General features: G+C 57.4%; 19 protein-coding genes. 9 read left to right on the top strand and 10 right to left on the bottom strand.

Annotation, left to right across the window (positions count from 1 at the left end; all coding sequences use genetic code 11):
• The first annotated feature begins 4 nt into the window (after positions 1 to 4).
• On the top strand, positions 5 to 2,140 hold the full coding sequence (gene yccS / locus QMZ29_RS23835; RefSeq protein ID WP_261423675.1) for a YccS family putative transporter: 2,136 nt from the start codon (positions 5 to 7) through the stop codon (positions 2,138 to 2,140).
• A 4-nt stretch (positions 2,141 to 2,144) separates the two neighbouring features.
• Here yccS and QMZ29_RS23830 read toward each other — a convergent pair whose 3' ends face one another.
• On the bottom strand, positions 2,145 to 2,801 hold the full coding sequence (locus QMZ29_RS23830) for a TfoX/Sxy family DNA transformation protein (RefSeq protein WP_025302311.1): 657 nt from the start codon (positions 2,799 to 2,801) through the stop codon (positions 2,145 to 2,147).
• Positions 2,802 to 3,030: 229 nt separating this feature from the next.
• Between QMZ29_RS23830 and sulA the strand changes: the two genes are divergently transcribed.
• Positions 3,031 to 3,537 carry an SOS-induced cell division inhibitor SulA gene (sulA, locus tag QMZ29_RS23825; protein ID WP_025302310.1) on the top strand — a complete coding sequence of 169 codons (507 nt, stop codon included), beginning with the start codon at positions 3,031 to 3,033 and terminating at the stop codon, positions 3,535 to 3,537.
• Positions 3,538 to 3,893: 356 nt separating this feature from the next.
• Positions 3,894 to 4,973: a porin OmpA gene (gene ompA, locus QMZ29_RS23820; RefSeq protein WP_015377358.1), complete on the top strand. Its 1,080-nt coding sequence runs from the start codon at positions 3,894 to 3,896 to the stop codon at positions 4,971 to 4,973.
• Between the two features lie 105 nt (positions 4,974 to 5,078).
• On the opposite strand, the gene matP is transcribed toward ompA, so the two are convergent.
• A complete protein-coding gene (gene matP, locus QMZ29_RS23815; protein ID WP_004928138.1) occupies positions 5,079 to 5,537 on the bottom strand; it encodes a macrodomain Ter protein MatP in 459 nt (152 codons plus the stop codon).
• A 210-nt stretch (positions 5,538 to 5,747) separates the two neighbouring features.
• On the opposite strand from matP, the gene QMZ29_RS23810 reads away from it, so the two are divergent.
• The 4 genes from QMZ29_RS23810 (at position 5,748) to fabF (ending at position 10,275) form a co-directional block, all read left to right on the top strand.
• Positions 5,748 to 7,496, top strand: a complete 1,749-nt coding sequence (locus tag QMZ29_RS23810) for an AAA family ATPase (protein WP_261423676.1) — start codon at positions 5,748 to 5,750, stop codon at positions 7,494 to 7,496.
• Between the two features lie 68 nt (positions 7,497 to 7,564).
• Positions 7,565 to 8,083, top strand: coding sequence for a bifunctional 3-hydroxydecanoyl-ACP dehydratase/trans-2-decenoyl-ACP isomerase (gene fabA / locus QMZ29_RS23805; protein WP_004928144.1), 519 nt, complete (start codon positions 7,565 to 7,567; stop codon positions 8,081 to 8,083).
• Positions 8,084 to 8,473: 390 nt separating this feature from the next.
• Positions 8,474 to 9,001 carry a winged helix-turn-helix transcriptional regulator gene (locus tag QMZ29_RS23800; RefSeq protein ID WP_099817386.1) on the top strand — a complete coding sequence of 176 codons (528 nt, stop codon included), beginning with the start codon at positions 8,474 to 8,476 and terminating at the stop codon, positions 8,999 to 9,001.
• A complete protein-coding gene (gene fabF, locus QMZ29_RS23795) occupies positions 8,998 to 10,275 on the top strand; it encodes a beta-ketoacyl-ACP synthase II (protein ID WP_025302307.1) in 1,278 nt (425 codons plus the stop codon). The genes QMZ29_RS23800 and fabF overlap by 4 nt, the downstream gene beginning before the upstream one ends.
• 64 nt (positions 10,276 to 10,339) lie before the next feature.
• Here the strand turns inward: fabF and rmf are convergent, their stop codons facing one another.
• The 6 genes from rmf to rlmKL all read right to left on the bottom strand — a co-directional run bounded on the left by rmf (position 10,340) and on the right by rlmKL (position 18,397).
• Positions 10,340 to 10,510, bottom strand: coding sequence for a ribosome modulation factor (rmf, locus tag QMZ29_RS23790; RefSeq protein WP_004928150.1), 171 nt, complete (start codon positions 10,508 to 10,510; stop codon positions 10,340 to 10,342).
• Positions 10,511 to 10,780: 270 nt separating this feature from the next.
• Entirely contained in the window at positions 10,781 to 11,341 is a 561-nt protein-coding gene (gene pqiC, locus QMZ29_RS23785; RefSeq protein ID WP_043137613.1) for a membrane integrity-associated transporter subunit PqiC, read from the bottom strand.
• Positions 11,338 to 12,984: an intermembrane transport protein PqiB gene (gene pqiB, locus QMZ29_RS23780; protein WP_025302305.1), complete on the bottom strand. Its 1,647-nt coding sequence runs from the start codon at positions 12,982 to 12,984 to the stop codon at positions 11,338 to 11,340. The genes pqiC and pqiB overlap by 4 nt, the downstream gene beginning before the upstream one ends.
• On the bottom strand, positions 12,971 to 14,287 hold the full coding sequence (gene pqiA / locus QMZ29_RS23775) for a membrane integrity-associated transporter subunit PqiA (protein ID WP_071826107.1): 1,317 nt from the start codon (positions 14,285 to 14,287) through the stop codon (positions 12,971 to 12,973). Before pqiA ends, pqiB begins: the two co-directional genes overlap by 14 nt.
• Positions 14,288 to 14,360: 73 nt before the next feature.
• On the bottom strand, positions 14,361 to 16,265 hold the full coding sequence (locus tag QMZ29_RS23770; protein ID WP_025302303.1) for an ABC transporter ATP-binding protein: 1,905 nt from the start codon (positions 16,263 to 16,265) through the stop codon (positions 14,361 to 14,363).
• A 5-nt stretch (positions 16,266 to 16,270) separates the two neighbouring features.
• The gene (gene rlmKL / locus QMZ29_RS23765; RefSeq protein WP_025302302.1) at positions 16,271 to 18,397 is read right to left on the bottom strand and encodes a bifunctional 23S rRNA (guanine(2069)-N(7))-methyltransferase RlmK/23S rRNA (guanine(2445)-N(2))-methyltransferase RlmL; all 2,127 of its coding nucleotides are present in this window, start codon (positions 18,395 to 18,397) and stop codon (positions 16,271 to 16,273) included.
• Between the two features lie 103 nt (positions 18,398 to 18,500).
• Here rlmKL and QMZ29_RS23760 point away from each other — a divergent pair, with 103 nt between their 5' ends.
• On the top strand, positions 18,501 to 19,604 hold the full coding sequence (locus tag QMZ29_RS23760) for a YcbX family protein (protein WP_016928298.1): 1,104 nt from the start codon (positions 18,501 to 18,503) through the stop codon (positions 19,602 to 19,604).
• Positions 19,605 to 19,610: 6 nt separating this feature from the next.
• Here QMZ29_RS23760 and QMZ29_RS23755 read toward each other — a convergent pair whose 3' ends face one another.
• The gene (locus QMZ29_RS23755) at positions 19,611 to 20,159 is read right to left on the bottom strand and encodes a cell division protein ZapC (RefSeq protein ID WP_004928171.1); all 549 of its coding nucleotides are present in this window, start codon (positions 20,157 to 20,159) and stop codon (positions 19,611 to 19,613) included.
• Between the two features lie 176 nt (positions 20,160 to 20,335).
• Positions 20,336 to 21,346 carry a quinone-dependent dihydroorotate dehydrogenase gene (pyrD, locus tag QMZ29_RS23750; protein ID WP_173889810.1) on the bottom strand — a complete coding sequence of 337 codons (1,011 nt, stop codon included), beginning with the start codon at positions 21,344 to 21,346 and terminating at the stop codon, positions 20,336 to 20,338.
• A 258-nt stretch (positions 21,347 to 21,604) separates the two neighbouring features.
• Here pyrD and ssuE point away from each other — a divergent pair, with 258 nt between their 5' ends.
• Entirely contained in the window at positions 21,605 to 22,183 is a 579-nt protein-coding gene (gene ssuE / locus QMZ29_RS23745) for an NADPH-dependent FMN reductase (protein WP_043137622.1), read from the top strand.
• The last annotated feature ends 23 nt before the right edge of the window (positions 22,184 to 22,206 follow it).

Here is a 22,206-nt window from a genome sequence, read left to right as displayed (position 1 = left end):
TTTCGTGCTCTCTTTTGCACCCGCAGTTCGTCGTTATACTTACAACAGCAACCTGCTGTATCACTTGCGCATCCTCATTGCGCTGATCGGCACCACCGCCGTTCCCTGGTGGCTCGGCATTCCCAAGCTGACCATCCCGCTAACGCTGGGTGTCGTGGCGGCGGCACTGACCGATTTGGATGACCGCCTGGCCGGCAGGTTACGCAACCTGCTTATCACGCTGGTGTGCTTCTTTGTTGCCTCCGCCTCGATCGAGCTGCTGTTCCCTTATCCCTGGTTGTTCGCCCTTGGCTTAACCACGTCGACCTACGGTTTTATCCTGCTCGGTGCCTTGGGGCAGCGTTATGCCACCATCGCCTTCGGCGCGCTGCTGATCGCGGTTTACACCATGCTCGGCACCTCGATGTACGATGCCTGGTATCAGCAACCGCTGCTGCTGGTGATCGGCGCGCTGTGGTACAACCTGCTGACGTTGGCAGGCCACCTGCTGTTCCCGATCCGGCCGCTGCAAGAGAACCTGGCGCGCTGTTACGATCAACTGGCCAACTATCTGGATGCCAAAGCCAATCTGTTCGATCCCGACGCCGAACGCGACGCCGACCTGCCATGGATGGATGTCGCAATGGCCAACAGCGCCTTGGTCGCGTTGCTTAACCAAACCAAAGCCTCGCTGCTGACGCGCCTGAAAGGCGATCGTGGCCAGCGCGGCACCCGCCGCACCTTGCACTACTATTTTGTCGCGCAGGATATCCACGAGCGTGCCAGCTCTTCCCACGTTCAGTACCACGCGCTCAGCCGGCAATTTCGTCACAGCGACATTTTGTTCCGCTTCCAGCGTCTGCTGAGCATGCAGGCACGCGCCTGCCGCCAATTGGCACAATCGATCCTGCTGCGGCAAAAGTACCAGCACAACCCGCGCTTTGAACCGGCTTTCAGCCGCATTCAGGAGGCGTTGGCGCGCATCGCCGAAACCCAGGGCAATAACGAGCAGACCAAGGCGCTGGCGCATCTGTTGAAAAACCTGCATGCGATCGATGCGCAGCTGGCCAATATCGAATCAGAGCAGACGCTGGCCAGCGGGCAAGCGGAAGAGAACAGCCTGGCCGACGACCGCTTAACCGGCTGGAGCGATATTCAGCTGCGCATCAGCCGCCATTTGACGCCTCAGTCGGCCCTGTTCCGCCACGCGATCCGCATGTCGGTGGTACTGTGCGTGGGTTATGCCTTCATCCAGTTCACGGGTATGCAGCACGGTTACTGGATCCTGTTGACCAGCCTGTTCGTCTGTCAACCGAACTACAACGCTACCCGCCGACGCCTGGCGCTACGCATCATCGGTACCCTGGCCGGTATCCTGATCGGCCTGCCAATCCTCTATTTCGTGCCGTCATTGGAAGGGCAACTGGTGTTGATCGTCATCACCGGCGTTCTGTTCTTCGCTTTCCGCACCGTACAATATGCCCACGCGACGATGTTCATCACGCTGCTGGTGCTGTTGTGTTTTAACCTGTTGGGCGAAGGATTCGAAGTGGCAGCCCCGCGCGTTTACGATACCTTGCTGGGCTGTGCCATCGCCTGGGCGGCAGTCAGCTTTATCTGGCCGGACTGGAAGTTCCGCCAACTGCCGGCGGTGGTGGATAAAACGCTGAATGCCAACTGCCGTTATCTGGACGCCATTCTGGTGCAATACCACCAGGGTAAGGATAACGGCCTCGCTTACCGCATCGCGCGACGTGATGCCCACAACAGCGATGCCGAACTGGCTTCGGTCATCTCCAACATGTCCGCCGATCCCAAAGCCGACAAAGCGCTGCAGGAAGCCGCCTTCCGCTTGCTCTGTCTGAACCACACGCTCCTGAGCTATATCTCCGCATTGGGGGCGCACCGCGAGCGGCTGAATACCCCGGCCACGCTCGATCTGCTCAATGACGCCGTGTGTTACGTGGACGGCGCCTTGCATCAGGAAGAACGGAACAGCCAGCGCATTGCGCAGGCGTTGGAACAGCTGGCGGAGCGCATCAGCAAAGCCGTTCCGGAACCTGAAAGCAAAGAACAATTGGTCTTGCAGCAGGTGGGATTGGTGCTCGAGCTGCTGCCAGAGCTCACCGCGCTGCATGCCCAAATCAATAAGGCAGCCTAACTATTCAGGGCCCGTTCGATGGGCCCTGAATAACCGGCTCATGCCCATGGCGGCGCATCGCCATCGTATGATCGAACCAACGCACTAGCTCGCTGCGTAATTCGGCCGGCAACGCCGCCTGATGATAACCGGCTATCGCCCCGCCCAGCGACAGCAGCACTCGTAGCCCCAAATTAGTCTGCTGTTTCAATAAACGGAGATAGCTGCGTTTGGCGCCATGCAGCCGCAGGTCATAAGCGTTGCGAATGCCCGCTCGCCACAGCAGACGTTCCATATTAACGTCAATATTCGGCAATGCCTTCAGTCGGCCGTGATCGCCAGCCTTAAGCCGCTGCTCCCGGCGCGCCTCCCTGACAGCCTGCCAGGCCAGCCCCACCAGCTCGTTGCGTTCCCGCCACAGCGACTCGTCAACCCAGTAATAACGCAAAGTGATGGGCGCTCCACGCTTGGAGTAGACCATATTGACCATCCCTCTGGCACGAAAGGCCGGTTCCATGCTCGCCGTAGCCCGCAAGTACAGCTCGCCGTCCGCTATCACCGCAAACATTACCCCCTCGGCCAGCAGGCCGTAGCCACCAAACTGTGACCGTGTTGTGATGGCTCCCAGCGCCGCAAAGCAATTTTTAGCCTGCGCGATTCTTCTCGTCGACATCCTTTTCATAGCGTTCCTCCTTTTTAGGTTCTGGCCGTATTATTTCTCTCATCAATGAAAAAAGTAACGTGAACAACTAATTAGAAAAATACGCACTATCCGCCCGCCTGCCAATCACAAAAATCATCGGTACAAAAAATGATCGCAATTATGCGAGCCGCTACGAAAATTTGGGTTGATCTTATCCTAAATCAGGGATACTGTATAAACATACAGTAACACGACGGGCGGGAACTTTATGCGTACTCAATCACTCTACCAACCTCATTTCGGCCATGGCTCTTATACAGCGCGCAATGTTGCGAAGAACACAGATGTCGGCAAAGAAAATGGCTTGATCAGTGAACTTGTTTACAACGAGCGCCAGCCCGCAGTGGCCCAATTGCTGTTGCCCCTGCTGCAACAACTGGGCAAACAGTCTCGCTGGCTTCTGTGGCTGACGCCGCAGCAAAAATTAAGCAAACAATGGCTGCAGCAATCCGGCCTGCCTGTAGATAAGATGATGCAATTGAGCCAGATCAGCCCGGTGAATACGGTCGAGGCAATGGAAAAAGCGCTGCAAACGGGAAATTACAGCGTGGTTCTCGGCTGGTTGCCTGAGCTAACGGAGGAGGATCGTCTAAAATTAAGACGTGCGGCAGAATTGGGTAATGCCTATGGGTTTATCATGCGGCCTCAACGTGACATTAACCCGACTCACGGACACTGTTCCACCCTAAAAATTCACTCTTCTTTGTATCATTAAGTAAATTTAGGATTTTTCCCATCATTTTCGCACCCCCTAAGCGGAACCTTTGCGTGGGAAGGCACAAAGCTAGTCCGGCTGCGGTTTGGCAAGCAAAAATGCTCGATGAATCGCCGTTTTTTTAGGCAAAGAATGTTAGCAAATATGTACGATTCCGCGTTTTTTTTTAGAGCCTTATCACATCACACTTGTAACTTTCGCGCCACGTTGTAGACTTTACATCGCCAAGGTTGCTCTATAACGTCAGAAAAACTGGCGAGTAACAAACGAGGGCTTAAACCTTGGCGAAGGAATTTAACCAAGGGCTTAAACAGCTTTAAAGCTCATTGCCTATTTGGATGATAACGAGGCGCAAAATGAAAAAGACAGCTATCGCATTAGCAGTGGCACTGGCAGGTTTCGCTACCGTAGCGCAAGCCGCTCCAAAAGATAACACCTGGTACACCGGTGCTAAACTGGGCTGGTCCCAGTACCACGACACTGGTTTCTACGGTAACGGTTACCAGAACGGTATCGGCAACGGCCCAACCCACAAAGATCAGCTGGGTGCCGGCGCGTTCCTGGGCTACCAGGCAAACCAATACCTGGGCTTCGAGCTGGGCTATGACTGGCTCGGCCGCATGCCTTACAAAGGCAGCGTGAACAACGGTGCTTTCAAAGCGCAGGGCGTTCAACTGGCCGCTAAACTGAGCTACCCAATTGCTGACGATCTGGACATCTACACTCGTCTGGGTGGTATGGTATGGCGTGCAGACTCCAAAGCTAACTACGGCCGTACTGGCCAGCGCCTGAGCGACCACGACACCGGCGTTTCTCCGCTGGCTGCTGTTGGTGTTGAATACGCACTGACCAAAAACTGGGCTACTCGCCTGGATTACCAGTTCGTAAGCAACATCGGTGACGCAGGTACCGTTGGCGCACGTCCAGACAACACCATGCTGAGCCTGGGCGTTTCTTACCGCTTCGGTCAGGATGACGTAGTTGCTCCAGCACCAGCTCCAGCTCCGGCTCCAGTTGTTGAAACCAAGCGTTTCACTCTGAAGTCTGACGTGCTGTTCAACTTCAACAAGTCTACTCTGAAAGCAGAAGGCCAGCAGGCTCTGGATCAGCTGTACACCCAGCTGAGCTCCATGGATCCTAAAGACGGTTCTGTAGTTGTTCTGGGTTACACCGATGCCGTTGGTTCTGACCAGTACAACCAGAAACTGTCCGAACAGCGCGCACAAAGCGTTGTTGACTACCTGGTCTCCAAAGGCATCCCGTCAGACAAAATCTCTGCACGTGGTATGGGTGAAGCAGATGCAGTTACTGGCAACACCTGTGGCTACAAATCTGGCCGCGCTACCAAAGCTCAGATCGCTTGCCTGGCACCAGATCGTCGCGTAGAGATCGAAGTTAAAGGTATCAAAGACGTTGTAACTCAGCCTCAGGGCTAAGTTTACTCGCCTAATAAAAAACCCCGCCTAGCGGGGTTTTTTTTCGTCCTATTGTTGTTGCCACAACCCTTCAAGGCCAAACGCCACAAAGGCGCTCTCACGCACTTACTTGGGATCTTTGCCAAGAATCGCCTTCAAGTCTTCTTTCAACGATGACATCTGGTTTGCATACTTTTCTTTGCGTTCAGCGTCTTCGATAAGTTGCACGACGGTTTCCGAAAGCGTAACGCCACGGCGGCGCGCCAGGGCAGCTAATCGTTGCCAAACCAAAAACTCCAGATCGATAGATTTTTTACGCGTATGCTGATGTTCTGCGTTAAAATGACGTTTGCGGCGGGCGCGGATTGTTTGCTTCATCCGGTTATCCAGTTCCGGATTCATATGAGCGGCAATCCATGCAAGTACCTTTACCGGCTCATTTTCCAGCTTCAGCAGCTCGTTAACCGCTTCCTGAGCAGCGCTGTTTTCAATGTAGCGGGTAATAAGCTCCCCTTCCCGGTGCTTCTTCACCAGGTACTTCCATTTCCAACCGCTCTCTAGATTTTCCAGTTGCTGATATTTCATCTTGAGCTCTTCAGTGACCGCGTAACTTCAAATAAGCATAACAGCTTTGCGCCGAATTTCCCCGGCAATTAAGCCGTCTTTTAGACTGTTTTTTGCACAGTCACCGCGTGATGTCAAACTCCCTGATGCCAACTGGCACTCCACATGTATCAAGCCGCCGTTATTCTTGTATAATCGCCCTTTCCCTTTTTAACGATTGCATCTAACACTTTGACCAATAACCGACTTGAATGGCAATCTTTATTGCCGGACGTAACGCCTTATCAGGCGATATTTGATACCGCCGCTCAGTTGGCACCCGTGCCCTTTTCCGCCATTCAGCCTCGGCTGGAAAATGCCCTGACGCTATTTTGCCACCCTCAATCGCCACCGCGTTTCATGCTGTTGAAAGCGCAAGAAACGCGAGAGTATCTGGAACTGGTTGCTAACGCCGTCAAACCCCTGCTGCCGAAAAACACGGCATGCTGCGGCAGCCACTATGTCATTCACGATGGCAAGGTCAGCGTAGAACCGGCCAGCCGTGGCGATGAACCTTTCGCCGCCGGCGGTGCTTGCCTGTACCAGGAGTGGATTGAACCGGAACAGCTGTTTGGCTGCGTACGGATCCACAATGGCGACATTACCCTACAGCCGGGTCTGGTGCACCAGGCCAACGGCGGCATTCTGATTCTGTCGGCACGTGCGCTGCTTGCTCAGCCGTTACTGTGGCTGCGGCTGAAGCAGATGATCGGCCAGCGTGAGTTCCATTGGGTTTCGCCAGACGAAACCCGCCCGCTGCCGGTAGCCATTCCACCGATGCCGCTGGATCTTCGGCTGATTGTGGTCGGCGATCGTCACAGCCTGGCCGATTTTCACGATATCGAGCCTGAGCTGAGTGAACAAGCGATCTACGGTGAATTCGAAGACGACCTGCAGCTGACTGAAATTGATGATATGACGCAGTGGTGCGGCTACGTCAACGGCGTGATTGCCAACCAGCAGTTGCCGATGCTGGCGACCGACGCCTGGCCGCCGCTGATCGTTCAGGCAGTGCGTTACAGTGGCGACCAGGGCATCCTGCCACTTTCGCCGGTTTGGCTTGGCCAGCAACTGTCCGAAGCCGCACTGTATGCCGAAGAGGACCGCATTACGGCCAAAGCGCTTGAAGCGGCGTTAAATGCCCGCGAATGGCGTGAAAGCTATCTGGCCGAGCGTATGCAGGATGAGATCGAGCTGGGTCAGATCCTGATTGAGACCGAGGGCGAAGTGGTCGGGCAGATCAACGGTCTGTCAGTCCTGGATTATCCGGGCCATCCACGCAGCTTTGGTGAACCGTCGCGCATCAGTTGCGTTGTGCATCTCGGCGACGGCGAGTTCACCGACGTCGAGCGCAAAGCCGAACTGGGCGGCAACCTGCATGCTAAAGGCATGATGATCATGCAGGCGTTCCTGATCGCCGAGCTGGATCTTGATCAGCAACTGCCCTTCTCCGCTTCCATCGTTTTTGAGCAATCGTATGGTGAAGTGGACGGTGACAGCGCCTCGCTGGCTGAGCTGTGCGCATTGATCAGCGCCCTGTCACAGCAACCGATCACCCAGCAGATCGCCGTCACCGGCTCCGTCGACCAATTTGGCAACGTACAGCCGATAGGTGGCGTTAACGAAAAGATCGAAGGTTTCTTCGAGGTTTGTTTACGCCGCGGCCTGACGGGCAAACAGGGTGTCGTCTTGCCCGCAACCAACGTGCGCCACCTGTGCTTGCGCCAGGATATCGTCGACGCGGTACGCGAAGGGCAATTCCATCTGTGGGCGGTAGAGAGCGCGGCGGAAGCCTTGCCTTTACTCACAGGTTGCCTCTACTCTGACGAACAACAGCCGAATTTGTTGGCGACCATTCAGGAACGGATTGCGCAGGTGAGCCTGCAGGAACGCCGCCGTCCGTGGCCGCTACGCTGGCTCAACTGGTTCAACCACGGCTGATCGGACTTGTTCAGCGTACACGTGTTAGCTAACCTGCGTCCTTCATTAAAATAAGGCTTACTGAGAACATGGTAGATAAACGCGATTCCTATACGAAAGAAGACCTCGAAGCATCCGGCCGTGGCGAGCTATTCGGCGCCGGTGGCCCACCGTTGCCGGCGGGTAACATGTTGATGATGGACCGCGTGGTCAAAATGACCGAAGACGGCGGGACTCACAACAAAGGTTATGTGGAAGCGGAGCTGGATATTAATCCGGACCTATGGTTCTTCGGTTGCCACTTTATCGGCGATCCGGTCATGCCTGGCTGCCTGGGCCTGGATGCGATGTGGCAGCTGGTCGGTTTCTACCTCGGTTGGCTGGGTGGCGAAGGCAAAGGCCGCGCGCTGGGCGTCGGTGAAGTCAAGTTCACCGGCCAGGTGCTGCCAACCGCGAAGAAGGTAACCTATCGTATTAACTTCAAACGCGTCATTACCCGCAAACTGATCATGGGTGTCGCCGATGGCGAAGTGCTGGTTGACGGTGAAGTGATCTATACCGCCACCGATCTGAAAGTGGGCCTGTTCAAAGATACCACCGCATTCTAATCACGCTGGCGAGAAGGCGGCCACTGCCTTCTCTTCTAACGCTCTTCGCATGCCATCACGTCGAAACGTGATGGCATTTCTTTCTCTTACCCTTCCCGGCTTTCAAAGACTATCCGCATCTTCTTTTAGCCGCCGTCGGCGTTATGGAATATCTCATCACGTTGGCATTGATGCTGGGTGTACCTTATTTCATCACCCTTCACCGCCATAGGTCTCTACCCTATTCTTACCCGAAGCGGCCAAAGCAATAGGCAGCCTGAAAGACGGCCTCCCTCACTCCCCGCATCAGTGCAATAGCGCTTTTTTTGCATCCGGTTATTCTCTTGCCCCTCAAGATCCTCTAACATGACTAGCATAGTAACTACAATTATTGTACTTAGTGAGAAAGGTATGCAAAAAACCCGCTTTAGCGATGCACCTTGCCCCGTCGCGCGTTCATTAGATCGCGTCGGGGAATGGTGGAGCATTCTGATCCTGCGTGATGCCTTTCAGGGGTTGTCCAAATTCGACGAATTCCAACAAAGTCTGGGGATGTCACCCACGCTACTGGCGCGTCGCCTGAAGGATTTGGTGGCCCACGGCATTCTGTATAAAGAACGTTATCAAACGCGGCCGGTGCGCTATCACTACCTGCTTACTGAGCGCGGCAACGATTTTCTCCCGGTGTTGGCGGCGCTCTCACAATGGGGCAACAATCATCTGACCGACGGGGACGTCAGCGCCCTGTTGGTCGACGGACGCAACAATCGGCCGATCCAAGTCCAGTTGGTCAATCGTGATACCCAACAGCCGGTGCCGCCGCAGTTCATTACGCTGGCGCCAGGGCCGGCGGCAAGCGATGGCATATATCAACGCGCCGAACTGATGCGGCAGCGGCGCCTCGCCGATTTACCCGAATTTACCAAGGAGCCATCATGAGCAATTGTCGTATCGTCATTACCGGCATGGGCGCCGTTTCACCGCTAGGGTGCGGTATTGAAGCCATCTGGCAACGTTTGTTAAAAGGAGAATCCGGCATTCGAGCGTTGCCTGACGAGATCGTTGCAGATTTACCGGTCAAGGTCGGAGGACAAGTCCCGGCGCTGGCGCAAGATGCTGAAGCGGGCTTCAACCCCGACGCCTCCGTCGCCCCCAAGGACCAAAAGAAAATGGACCGCTTTATCCTGTTTGCTATGGCGGCGGCGGATGAAGCCATTCGTCAGGCCGGCTGGATAGCCGATACGGACGAAAAACAAGAGCGCACAGCCACCGTCATTGCCTCGGGTATTGGCGGTTTCCCGGCGATTGCCCAGGCGGTGCGCACAACCGACAGCCGCGGCGCCAAACGGCTGTCGCCGTTCACCATCCCCTCATTCCTGGTCAATCTGGCGGCCGGCCACGTTTCAATCAAACACCACTTCAAGGGGCCGATTGGCGCGCCGGTCACCGCCTGTGCCGCCGGCGTGCAAGCCATTGGCGACGCAGTGCGTATGATCCGCAATGATGAAGCCGATATCGCCGTGTGCGGCGGTACCGAAGCCGCTATAGATACCGTCAGCCTGGGCGGGTTCGCCGCCGCGCGCGCCATGTCCACCGCGCCGGCCGAATTGGCGCAACAGGCCTCTCGGCCCTTCGACAGCGCCCGGGACGGATTTGTCATGGGGGAAGGCGCCGGCATGCTGGTGATTGAAACGCTGGAACACGCGCTGGCGCGCGGCGCCACCCCGCTCGCGGAAATCGTCGGCTATGGCACCAGCGCCGACGCCTACCACATGACATCCGGCGCTGAAGACGGCAACGGCGCCTATCGGGCGATGAAAATCGCGTTGAAGCAGGCGAACGTCGTTCCCGAGGAGGTACAGCATTTAAATGCGCACGCGACATCGACACCCGTAGGGGATTTGGGCGAAATCAACGCCATCAAACACCTGTTTGGCACGGCCGGGACTGTCGCCGTGACCTCAACAAAATCAGCGACGGGGCACCTGCTGGGCGCCGCCGGCGGGCTGGAAACCATCTTTACCGCCTTGGCTCTGCGCGATCAGATAGCCCCTGCCACGCTAAATCTGGATAACCCCGATCCGGCGGCGGCAGGCTTGCATCTGGTCGCGAAACAGGCGGAATCGATGAATATGACCTACGCCTTATCAAACGGCTTCGGCTTTGGCGGCGTGAATGCGAGTATTTTGCTGAAGCGCTGGCAGGATAAATAAACGCCTGAAACAAAAACCTCCGCCAAAGGGCGGAGGTTATTCCTTTTATTTGACAGGGAGCCGCTTAAGCGGTCACAGCCCTGTCTTCCATGGCTTCTCGCCAACCTCCCAGCCATTGAGACCGGGCGTCCACCGATGATTGGTAGGGACAATGTTCCCTGGAACGCCCTAAAATACCTGCCTGATACCCTCTCGAATGCGCCCTTTCCAGACGATCGCGTTTCTGTCTCTTCATGCCTCGTTTCCCTCATTTTGGTCTGGTGGAAAGAAAACAATGGCTGCTTTTTGCGCAGCCACGAGTAATCAATAGCGCTAAAAGAAGAGAAGATCAATGCGCAAAATTCACGCCAATGTCATATTTGTGAGCTACGCCCGAGGAAAGTGCTAAGTGGCTGTTCTGCCGGGGAAGGAGTTAACCAGTTGAAATGAAATAGAAATCCCTGCCAGCGAGAAAAAACGAATTTCCACGGCGACAGGGATTAGACGATTTTAGACCAAATTATGACTAAATGCCGCCCATCTGTGCGGCGATAGCCTGGGCTTCCTGCTGCCACCCCTGCGCCAGAGTGCGCACCAGGGCATCATAGCCGTCTTCACCCTGTTTCAGCTCCAGGCTGAAAGGCCGTTTGATCAAGCGCCCCTGGCGGTTCAGCACCCACTCGCCGCGAATGATCGCCTTGCCGTCAAAACGGCCGTGGAAGCCGCTGATGGTCACGTTCAGCACATCCTGATCGCTGCTCATCGGCTGCGAAGAGACCACCCAACCCGGCAGCGCGCTGCTCAGGTTGGTGACCAGCGTTTGCTGCAGCTGCTGGTCGAGCGGGCTGGCCCACAGGTTGTTCTGGGCTATCACATACTGCACGTCGTTGGTCTGATACACCACGCCGCTCTGCGCCAGATAATCCGCCACGCTCACGTGCTCCAGCCACAGCTGGCGCGTGGAGGCGCCGCTGCTGCTGGCCGCGGCCGGCGCGCCCAGCGCCGGCAACTGATAGTAAGTCTTCTGTGGCGAACTGCTGCAGGCGCTGAGCAACAGCGCCAGGGCTACCGGGATCCATTTCATCATTTCGTGGCCTTCTTCGGCTGAGGGTCATTACTGCCGGCGGCTTCAAACACCAGCGCGTTACTCTTCTCATTCAGGGTGCGCAACACCGGTTGCAGCTCACGCAAGACCTGATCGAGGCGCTGCATGTCGCCCACCATCTTGTTGTAAGCCGGCGAACCTGGCTGGAACCCTTTCATGCTGCGGTTCAACTCCAGCAGCGTTTTCTGCATGTCCTGCGGCAGCGCCTGCATCTCTTTGCTGGCGATGATGTCGTTCAACGACTTCATGGTCTGCTGCGTCGACTTCATGGTTTTCTGACTTTCCGCCAGCGTCTTGGTCGCCTCGTTGATCATCGGATTGATCGGCATCGCGTTGATCTTGTCCAGCGTCTGCATCAGTTTCTGCTGGATCTGCGCCAGACCGCCGCTGGTGGTTGGCATCAGCGGATAACCAAACAGCTCGCGCGGCCCTTTCCACGGTTTCTCCTGCGGATAGAAGTCGAGATCGATATACAGCGAACCGGTCAGCAGGTTGGCGGACTTCATCGAGGCGCGCATGCCGCGGGACTCGGCGTCTTTCAAGTGCCCTTCGATATCGAAGTTGCCGCCCAGCTGTTTCTGGAAGCGATCCGGCTCGATGCGGATCAGCACCGGAATGCGGTAATCGTTATCCAGACGCTGCGCCATGCCGTCTTTATAGAACGGCACCTGCGCCACCGTACCCAGACGGATGCCGCGGAACTCGACTGGCGCGCCCGGCTGCAGGCCGCGTACCGAGTCGGAGAAGAACAGCAGGTAATCCTTATGTACGGTATACAGCGAATCCTGCGTGCTGCGCTGGTTGTCGAACAGCTGGTACTCCGCCTTCTCTTTCGCCAGTTCGCCGCGATCCCAGCCGTCCGGCACGTCGAAGCTGACGCCGCCGCTGAACAGCGTGGTCAATGATCCCATCTCTACCCGCATGCCCTGCGCCGACATGTCAAACGCCACGCCGCTGTCTTTCCAGAAGCGCACGTTGGTGGTGACCAACTGATCGTAAGGCGCGGTGATGAACAACTGATAGCGCATGGCGCGCGCTTTAGGATCGAAATAGCTGGTTTCCACCGACCCGACGCGATAACCGCGGAACAGCACCGGATCGCCGGCGTTAAGCTGGCCTGATTTCTCGCTGTCCAGCACAATACGCAGCCCTTTGGCATCCGGAGAGGCCAGCGGCGGCGCGTCGAGCAGCTGGTAGTTGTCTTTACCGTCTTTGCCTTTGTTGCCCGGCTGCAGTTCGATATAGGCGCCGGAGAGCAGCGTCCCCAACCCGGAAACGCCTTCACGGCCGATCTGCGGCTTCACCACCCAGAAGGCGGAATCCTGGCGCAGCAATTTCTCCATGCCGGAATTAAGACGCGCCTGCACCATCACCTTGCTCAGGTCATCGCTCAACGTGACGGTTTCCACCACGCCGACGTCAACGCTGCGGCTTTTGATTTTGGTTTTACCCGCTTCCAGCCCTTCCGCCGTCGTAGTCACCAGCGTCACTACCGGCCCCTGATGGCTAAAGTGGTAAAACAGGATCCAGGCGCCGATCAGCGCGGTCACGATGGGAATGATCCACACCGGCGACCAGCGTTTGATCTTCTCGACGTCCGCGACGCTATGATTATTTTCCGTCACCTTGCGGCTCCTTGTTGATTGTTTCACTTGCACGATCCCAGGTCAGCCGGGGATCAAATGTCATGGCGGCGAACATGGTGAGGATCACCACCAGCGCGAACAGCACGGCGCCCGTCGCGGGATAAATGCTCATCAACTGCCCCATTCGCACCAACGCCGACAACACGGCGATCACAAACACGTCGATCATTGACCAGCGGCCAACGAACTCGACCACTTCATAAATCAGGTGCATGCGCTCGCTGTCGGCGCGCGGTTTCTTCCTGCCGTTGGCGTCCCAACACAGCCAACCGATCGCCAACATTTTCAGCGACGGCACCATGATACTGGCGATGAAAATCACCATCGCTACCGGATAAGAGCCGTCCCCCCACAGCAGGATCACCCCCGCCATGATGGTGGAGTTCATTTTGTTACCCAGCGCCTCGGTCACCATGATGGGCATCAGGTTGGCCGGAATATACAGCATGATGGAGGTCACCAGCAGCGCCAGCGTCCACTGCAGGCTGTGGCGGCGACGCACGTAGCCCTTGGTGTGGCAGCGCGGGCAGCTCACCTGATCGGCCGGCAGGATCGCCGTGCAGCACGCGCAGGAGCGCACGCCCTGGCGCATGCCGGTGCGTCCTACCGTCAGCGGGCGATCGAGACGCGGTGCCGGTTCGATGTCCTGCCACAGCCAGCGCCGATCCACGCATTGGAAAGCGCGCACCTGCAGCAGGCAGAATAGACAGTAAGGCACGAAGCTACTGCCGATACCGATATCGCCATAGGCCATCAGCTTGACGAAGCTGACCAGCACCCCGGCGAGGAAAATCTCCACCATGCACCAGGTTTTGAACTGGAACAGCACCCGGGCCATCCACTCTTTCAGTCCCAGCGGCAAACGCACTTTGGCGCACAGCAGAATGATCGCCACCATGCAAAATGCCGGGATCAGCTGCACGAACACCATAAACAAGGTGGCCATGCTGGCGTAGTCTTCCGCCACCATGACTTCCGGGATTTGAATCAGCCGGATTTCGTTGCCGAGGCCGGCGACGCGCATGTTGATAAACGGGAAAATGTTGGCCAGCACCAGCATGAACAAGGCGCTGAGCGCGTAACCGATCGGCCGCTTGCGCGGTTCGTCCCAGCGGGCGCTGAGCGTGGTTTTGCAGCGCGGGCATACCGCTTTGCTGCCATAGGCCAGCGGCGGTAGCGCCACCAACATGTCGCACTGCGGGCACAGCATCAGGTTATCCTGCTGCGCCGCCGAAGGTGCGGAATGACTATGCTGCTGATGATTGTTGTGGGAACACACCATATTCCTCCTCAATAACGTTGCTCACCGGCACGTCGATACCGCCCGCAGCAGCGCGCGGGCGGTATCGCAACGGTCAGCCGTTTTTCATCGCTTCCAGCTCTTCCCAACGGGCGAAGGCCTGCTCGAGCGCCTGCTCGGCGTTAGCCAACGCCGTCAGCACTTCTTGCGTTTCGCTGTGCGGCCGCGTGAAGAAGTCGGCATCGCTCATCTGCGCCTGCAGCGCTTCGATTTCCGCTTCCAGCTGTTCGAGCCGCTGCGGCAGCTGTTCCAGCTCACGCAGCAGGTTGTAACTCAGCTTGGCCGCCGCTTTCTTCGGCTGTTCGGCCTTTTTCTCCGCCGCCGGTTTGCTCGCGCTCGGCGCCGCCTGACGAATCGGTTTCGCCGTCGCGCGCTGATGATGCGCATCGTAGTAACCGCCGACGAAGGCCTTGATCACGCCATTGCCTTCGAAAATCCAGCACTCGGTCACCGAGTTGTCGACGAACTGACGATCGTGGCTGACCAGCAGCACGGTGCCCTGATAGCCGTCGATCAGCTCTTCCAGCAGCTCCAGCGTTTCGACGTCGAGATCGTTGGTTGGTTCATCGAGGATCAGCAGATTGCTCGGTTTCAGAAACAGCTTAGCCAACAGCAGGCGGTTACGCTCACCGCCCGACAGCGCCTTCACCGGCGTCATCGCTCGCTTCGGGTGGAACAGGAAGTCCTGCAGGTAGCCCAAGACGTGGCGAGGGCGGCCGTTGACCATTACTTCCTGTTTACCTTCCGCCAGGTTGTCCATCACCGTGCGCTCAGGATCGAGATCGGCGCGGTGCTGGTCGAAATAAGCCACTTCCAGCTTGGTGCCGCAGTGCACGCGGCCGCTGTCGGCTTTCAGCTGACCGAGCATCAGTTTCAGCAGCGTGGTTTTGCCACAGCCGTTCGGCCCCACCAGCGCAATCTTGTCGCCGCGCTGCACCTGAGCGGAGAAACCGCGCACCAGCACTTTTTCGCCAACCTGATAATTGACGTCTTCCAGCTCAAATACGATTTTGCCGGAGCGAGTCGCCTCTTCCACCTGCATCTTGGCGGTGCCCATCACTTCACGGCGTTCTGAACGCTCGACGCGCAGCGCCTTCAGCGCGCGTACGCGGCCCTCGTTACGGGTACGGCGCGCTTTGATGCCCTGACGGATCCAGACCTCTTCCTGCGCCAGCTTGCGATCGAACTCGGCGTTTTGCAGCTCTTCCACCCGCAGCGCTTCTTCTTTGCTCTGCAGGTACAGATCGTAGTTGCCCGGCCAGGAAACTAGCTTACCGCGATCCAGATCGACGATGCGCGTCGCCATGTTGCGGATAAACGAACGGTCGTGCGAGATGAAGACGATGCTGCCGTCGAACTCTTTCAGGAAACCTTCCAGCCAGTCGATGGTTTCGATATCCAGGTGGTTGGTCGGTTCGTCGAGCAACAATACGCGCGGCGAGCTCACCAGAGCACGGCCCAGCGCCGCTTTACGCAGCCAGCCGCCGGACAGCGAGGAAAGTTCTGCGTCGCCGTTCAACCCCAGCTGCAGCAGCACTTCGCTGATGCGACTGTCGAGCTGCCAGAGTCCCTGGTGATCGAGGATCTCCATGATTTGCGCCATGCGCGCCAGGTTTTTCTCGCTCGGATCGCTTTCCACCAGGTGGGAAATCGCATGATACGCCTTCAGGTGTTCTGCCTGCTCCGCAACGCCTTCCGCCACGAAGTCGAACACGCTGCCGCCGATATTGCGCGGCGGATCCTGTTGCAGACGCGCCACGATCAGATCCTGTTCGTAGATCACCCGGCCGTCATCCAGCGGGATCTCTTTGCCGAGGATCTTCAGCAGCGTAGATTTACCGGCGCCGTTGCGCCCGACCAGACACACGCGCTCGTTGTCTTCGATATGAATTTCGGTGTTGTCTAACAGTGGCGCATCGCTGAAAGAAAGCCAGGCGCCGGACATGCTGATTAACGACATAGTAATTATTTTCCTTCGCCGGCGTGAGTCACCAGCCAGCAGTTGTGGATCTGACGGTTACGGGCAAAGTCCTGCGACAGCGTCTTGGCGGTGATCTCTTTCGCCTCCAGGCCCAGCGCACTCAGCCCTGCCATATCCATTTGGAAACCGCGCTTGTTGTTCGAGAACATGATGGTCCCGTTGCGGCGCAGCAACCGTTTCAAATCTTTCATCAGCGCCAGGTGATCGCGCTGCACGTCAAAGGTGTTCTCCATCCGCTTGGAGTTGGAGAAGGTCGGCGGATCGATGAAGATCACGTCGAACTGTTCGTTGGCGTTGCTCAACCACGACAGGCAGTCGGCCTGGATCAATCGATGCTGACGGCCGGTCAGGCCGTTGGCGCGCAGGTTCTTCTCCGCCCATTCCAGATAGGTGCGCGACATGTCCACCGTGGTGGTGCTGCGCGCGCCGCCCAGCCCGGCATGCACGCTGGCGGTGCCGGTATAGGCGAACAGGTTGAGGAAGTCCTTGCCATTGCTCATCTCGCCCAGCATACGGCGCGCGATGCGGTGATCGAGGAACAAGCCGGTATCGAGATAGTCGGTCAGGTTGACCCACAGCTTGGCGTTATACTCTTCCACCAGCAGGAACTCGCCCTTCTGCGCCAGTTTCTCGTACTGGTTTTTGCCCTTCTGCCGCTCGCGCGTTTTCAGGATCAGCTGATTCGACGGCAGCTCCAGCACCGCCAGCGTCGCGTTGATCACATCGAACAGGCGCTGACGCGCTTTCTGTGCATCGACGGTTTTCGGCGGCGCATACTCCTGCACCACCACCTTGCTGCCGTAGCGGTCCACCGCGACGTTGTATTCTGGCAGATCGGCATCGTACAGGCGGTAGCATTCAATGCCTTGTTGCTTCGCCCACTTGTCGAGCTTCTTCAAATTCTTGCGCAGACGGTTGGCGAAATCTTCCGCCACCTGCACGCCGCCGGTAGCGGCACCGGCCGGGCTTGCCGCCAGCTGATAATTTTTCTGCACGCACTCCAGCGGGCCGTTCTTCGCCTTAAACTGGCGCTCGGCGCGCAGCTGCAGGCAGCTCAACAGCTCCGGCGAGGCGCTGAACAGCGACAGCTGCCAACCGCCGAAGGCGCTTTTCATCACGCGGCCCAGCATGTTGTGCAGCGCGATCAGCGCCGGTTCGCTTTCCAGACGCTCGCCATACGGCGGATTGCTGATCACGGTACCGTGCGGGCCTTCCGGCAGCGGGTTGGTCAACCGCGCGACGTCGCCGACGTTGAAGGTGATCAGTTCGGCGACGCCGGCGCGGCGGGCGTTGCCGCGCGCCATCTCAATCACCCGGCGATCGATATCGGAACCGAAGAAGCGAGAGGCGGTTTCCTGCAGACCGCGGCGGGCACGAACCTGTGCTTCGGTGGTGACTTCACGCCACAGTTCGGCGTTGTGGCCATTCCAGGCGCTGAAGCCCCAGTGTTGACGGTGAAGACCCGGCGCGCGATCGGCGGCGATCATCGCCGCTTCGATCAACAGCGTGCCGGAGCCGCACATCGGATCGAGCATCGGCGTGCCCGGCTGCCAGCCGGAGCGCAGCACGATGGCGGCCGCCAGGTTTTCCTTCAGCGGCGCCTGGCCGGTGAGATCGCGGTAGCCGCGCTGGTGCAGGCCTTCGCCGCTCAGATCGAGCGCCACGCTGGCCATATCGCGTTGCAGGAAGACGTTAACGCGAATATCCGGCTGCTGCTTGGCAACCGTCGGGCGTTGGTCAAGTTTACGGGTGAAGCTGTCGACGATGGCGTCTTTCACCTTCAGCGCGCCATATTGGCTGTTGCGGATCTCTTCGTTCACGCCGCTGAAATGCACGGCAAAAGTTTTATCCACGCCAAAAATGCTCGGCCAGTCGATCGCCTGCACCCCAAGGTACAGATCCAGGTCGCTGTGCACGCGGAATTCGTTCAGCGGCAACAGAATGCGCGAAGCCAGGCGGCTCCACAGCAGGCTTTGGTACAGAAGACGATCGTCACCCTGAAAATGTACCCCGCCCTGCACCACTTTGCAGTCGTGAGCGCCAAGCGCTTCCAGCTCGCTTTTTAACAGTTCTTCCAATCCACGCGCCGTGCTGGCAAACAGAGAGTTCATATCGTACTTATCACCAAAAAGAAAATTGTTGCGCATTATAGCTAATCCGCACCGCTTGTCATAAAGTTGCTCCCTTCTATTTAATCATCGCACGGAGATAAGGGTGATCACGCTTTCCAAACTCTACGTCCATCCGGTTAAATCACTGCGCGGCCTGCAGCTTTCTTACGCCCAGGTCGGCAGCAGCGGTCTGGCCTTCGACCGCAACTTTATGATCACCGAGCCGGACGGCACCTTTATTACCGCGCGCCAATATCCGCAGATGGTGTTGTTCACGCCGGCGCTGTTGCCGGATGGGCTGTTTCTGACCGCGCCGGACGGTGAAAGCGCCGCCATTCGCTTCAGCGACTTCGCCGCCGCGCCGCAGCCGACCGAGGTATGGGGCAACCATTTCACCGCGCTGACTGCGCCAGATGAGATCAACCGCTGGCTGAGCGGCTATTTCCAGCGCGACGTGCAGCTGCGCTGGCTGGGGCCGGAGCTGACCCGCCGGGTCAAGAAACACCCTGAAATCCCGCTGACGTTTGCCGACGGCTACCCTTATCTGCTGATTAACCAGGCTTCGTTCAACGATCTGCAACAGCGCTGCCCCGGCAGCATCAAGCTAGAGCAGTTCCGCCCCAATCTGGTGGTGAGCGGCGCCACCGCCTGGGCCGAAGACGGCTGGCAGGTGATCCGCGTCGGTGACGTGATGTTCGATCTGGTGAAACCCTGCAGCCGCTGCGTGCTTACCACCGTCAGCACCGAGCGTGGCCGCAAGCACCCGAGCGGCGAACCGCTCAGCACGCTGCAAAAATTCCGCTCCGCCGACAACGGCGACATCGATTTTGGCCAGAATATGATCGCGCGCAACAGCGGCATCATTCGCGTGGGCGATACGGTGGAAGTGCTGTCGACCAAGCCGCCGCGCCCTTATGGCGCCGGGAAAGTGGTGGAGAGCGTGCAGGCGCCACAAGACAGCGCGCACAGCGTCACGATCGAATATGAAGGCAAGGTGTTTACCGGCAATAACCAGCAGATCCTGCTCGAGCAGTTGGAACAGCAAGGCATCCGCGTACCTTACTCCTGCCGCGCCGGGATTTGCGGCAGCTGCCGCATTACGTTGTTGAGCGGTGAAGTCGCGCCCCTGAAGAAAAGCGCGCTGGGCGACAACGGCACCATCCTGTGCTGCAGCTGCATCCCGAAAAGTGATTTGACGTTGGCGTAATCCGCCTTATACCGCCCTGTCGTAAGCCGGGGCGGCGCTTTCATCCTGCGCGCAGGGTTTCAGCCGATCGTGCATCACCTTGATGGCGTCACCCAATACCATGGTACGGCCAGCGACCGTCAGCTGATTTTGCGCCAGCAGGCACAGGCTGGCGTTATCCCCGGCCTCCACCACCAGCAAGCGCGCTTCCGCGCCGCTCTCCATCACTTTCACCGCCGCCAGCTCGCCATTTTTCGGCTGCAGCGGGTAATGCTGCTGCGAGAAATGCCAGCTCTTTGGCATCAGCGGTTTCAGGAAGCGATAGGCGACCAGCGCATTCAACACCAGCTCGGCGCGCTGTTCATGGCTCAGCTTGACCTGCTTGCACTGTTCTTCATAGGTGAAATAAAGGGCGGCGTCATCCACGCAAAAAGCGCATTCATCAAAGGCGTCCGGCGTTAACATTTTGGCCGGGAAACGTGAACGAAAGATCATACCATTAGCTAAATCCAGCATTAGCCGATCGTGTTCGGCATCAAAATACCAACGCCAATTATCGTCAGGTTTTATCTTCATTTCGTATCCTTCTCGCTGCCTATGCCAATGCCGCACTCACCCTAAAAGGCGATTTTATCACCGATAAAATAGCTTAAACATCGGATAATTCCGCGAACGATATTTATGCTAACGAACAAAATATAGACGAGCCGGGGGCAGAAATAAACCCCCGGAATAAAATGAGAGGAAAAATATTAGATATGGGTAACGATATCTTTAATCAAACGCGGGCCGTGATAGATAAATCCGGAATAAATTTGCAGCAGGCTCGCGCCGGCCTCCATTTTTTCGCGCGCCGCCGTCAGCGAATCAATGCCGCCTACGCCGATAATCGGCAGGCCCCCCTGCAGTTCGGTGGAGAGACGACGGATCACTTCGGTGCTGCGTGATTGCAACGGACGCCCGCTTAACCCGCCCGCTTGTTCGCAGTAATTCAACCCCTGGATCAATTTTCGATCCAACGTGGTATTGGTGGCGATCACGCCATCGATATTATGCCGCACCAGGCTATCGGCAATTTGGATCAATTCTTCTTCTGAAAGATCCGGCGCGATCTTTACCGCCACCGGCACATATTTGTGATGCCGCGCATGTAATTCCTGCTGCTTATTTTTAATCGCAGCCAAAAGATCGTCCAGCGCTTCGCCATACTGTAAGGATCGTAACCCCGGCGTATTCGGTGAAGAGATGTTAATCGCGATATATCCGGCATACGGATAAACTTTATCCATGCAGATCAAATAATCGTCTTTTCCCTGCTCGACCGGCGTGTCTTTATTCTTGCCGATATTGATCCCAAGAATGCCGCCGAAATGGGATTTCTTAACGTTTTCAACCAGATTGTCCACGCCATGGTTATTGAACCCCATGCGGTTAATCAGGCCTTCCGCCTCAACCACGCGGAACAAGCGCGGCTTATCGTTGCCCGGTTGCGGACGCGGCGTCACGGTGCCGACTTCCACATGGCCGAAGCCCATCGCGCCGAACGCATCGATGCATTCGCCGTTTTTATCCAGACCGGCGGCCAATCCCAGCGGGTTTTTAAACGACAGCCCCATGCAGCTGACCGGTTTGGTCGGCACGGACTGACGGACAAGAAACGCTAATGGGGTGCCGGTAATACGGCTGAGCTGACGAAAGGTCACTTCGTGCGCGCGCTCCGGATCGAGCTGGAACAACGCTTTCCTGATGAGGGGGTAGTACATGGACTCTCCTGATTTCCCGGTTGCAAACCGGGGGCGTATTATCCGGTATCCCCCGCCTAATTGGAATTGATTAAAGGCAAAAAAAGCCGTTTTTACGCAATCGTTTTCCCACTTCACCGCCAAATCGGCGCCAATCCGCTTTTGCGCATATCCAAATCAAAAAATGAGATTTAAACAACGCGCCCGGTTGCTGGTAGGTTTAAAACACTTCCCATTGATTTTCTAATTAAACCTAACTTTTAGTTATAAGGAGTGGCAATGCGCGTTATATCACTGGCCGGTAGCCCACGTATCCCATCACGTTCCGCCGCGCTGCTCTCGCTGAGTCAGAACTGGCTGCGGCAGCAAGGGGTGGAAGTGACGGCCTATACCCTGCACGACTTTGACGCCGAAGACCTGCTGTACGCCAACTTCAACAGCCCGGCGATCAAGGCGTTTGCCGAGCAGCTGGCGCAGGCCGACGGCCTGCTGATTTCCACGCCGGTTTATAAAGCGTCGTTCTCCGGCGCGCTGAAAACCCTGCTGGACCTGCTGCCGGAACGCGCACTGGATCATAAGGTGGTGCTGCCGCTGGCGACCGGCGGTTCCGTCGGCCACATGCTGGCGGTGGACTATGCGCTGAAACCGGTGCTGGCGGCGCTGAAAGCGCAAGAGGTGCTGCACGGCGTGTTCGCCGACGACAGCCAGATCCAACTGACCGGCGAAAGCGCCACGCTCACCGACGCCGTGGCCGCCCGGTTGGAAGAGGCGCTCGCCAGTTTCTATTTGGCGCTTGGCCGCCGCAAACCGCCCGCGCTGCGCGTCGCCTCGCCGCTGACGGCGCGTCAAACCGCCTGACATGCCTGGAAAAGGAGGGCCTG

Source organism: Serratia sp. PF-27, assembly GCF_030053255.1.
Taxonomy (GTDB): Bacteria; Pseudomonadota; Gammaproteobacteria; order Enterobacterales; family Enterobacteriaceae; genus Serratia; species Serratia bockelmannii.
The sequence above is the reverse complement of the archived record's forward strand: the minus strand, read 5'-3'. Positions and strand labels throughout refer to the sequence as shown.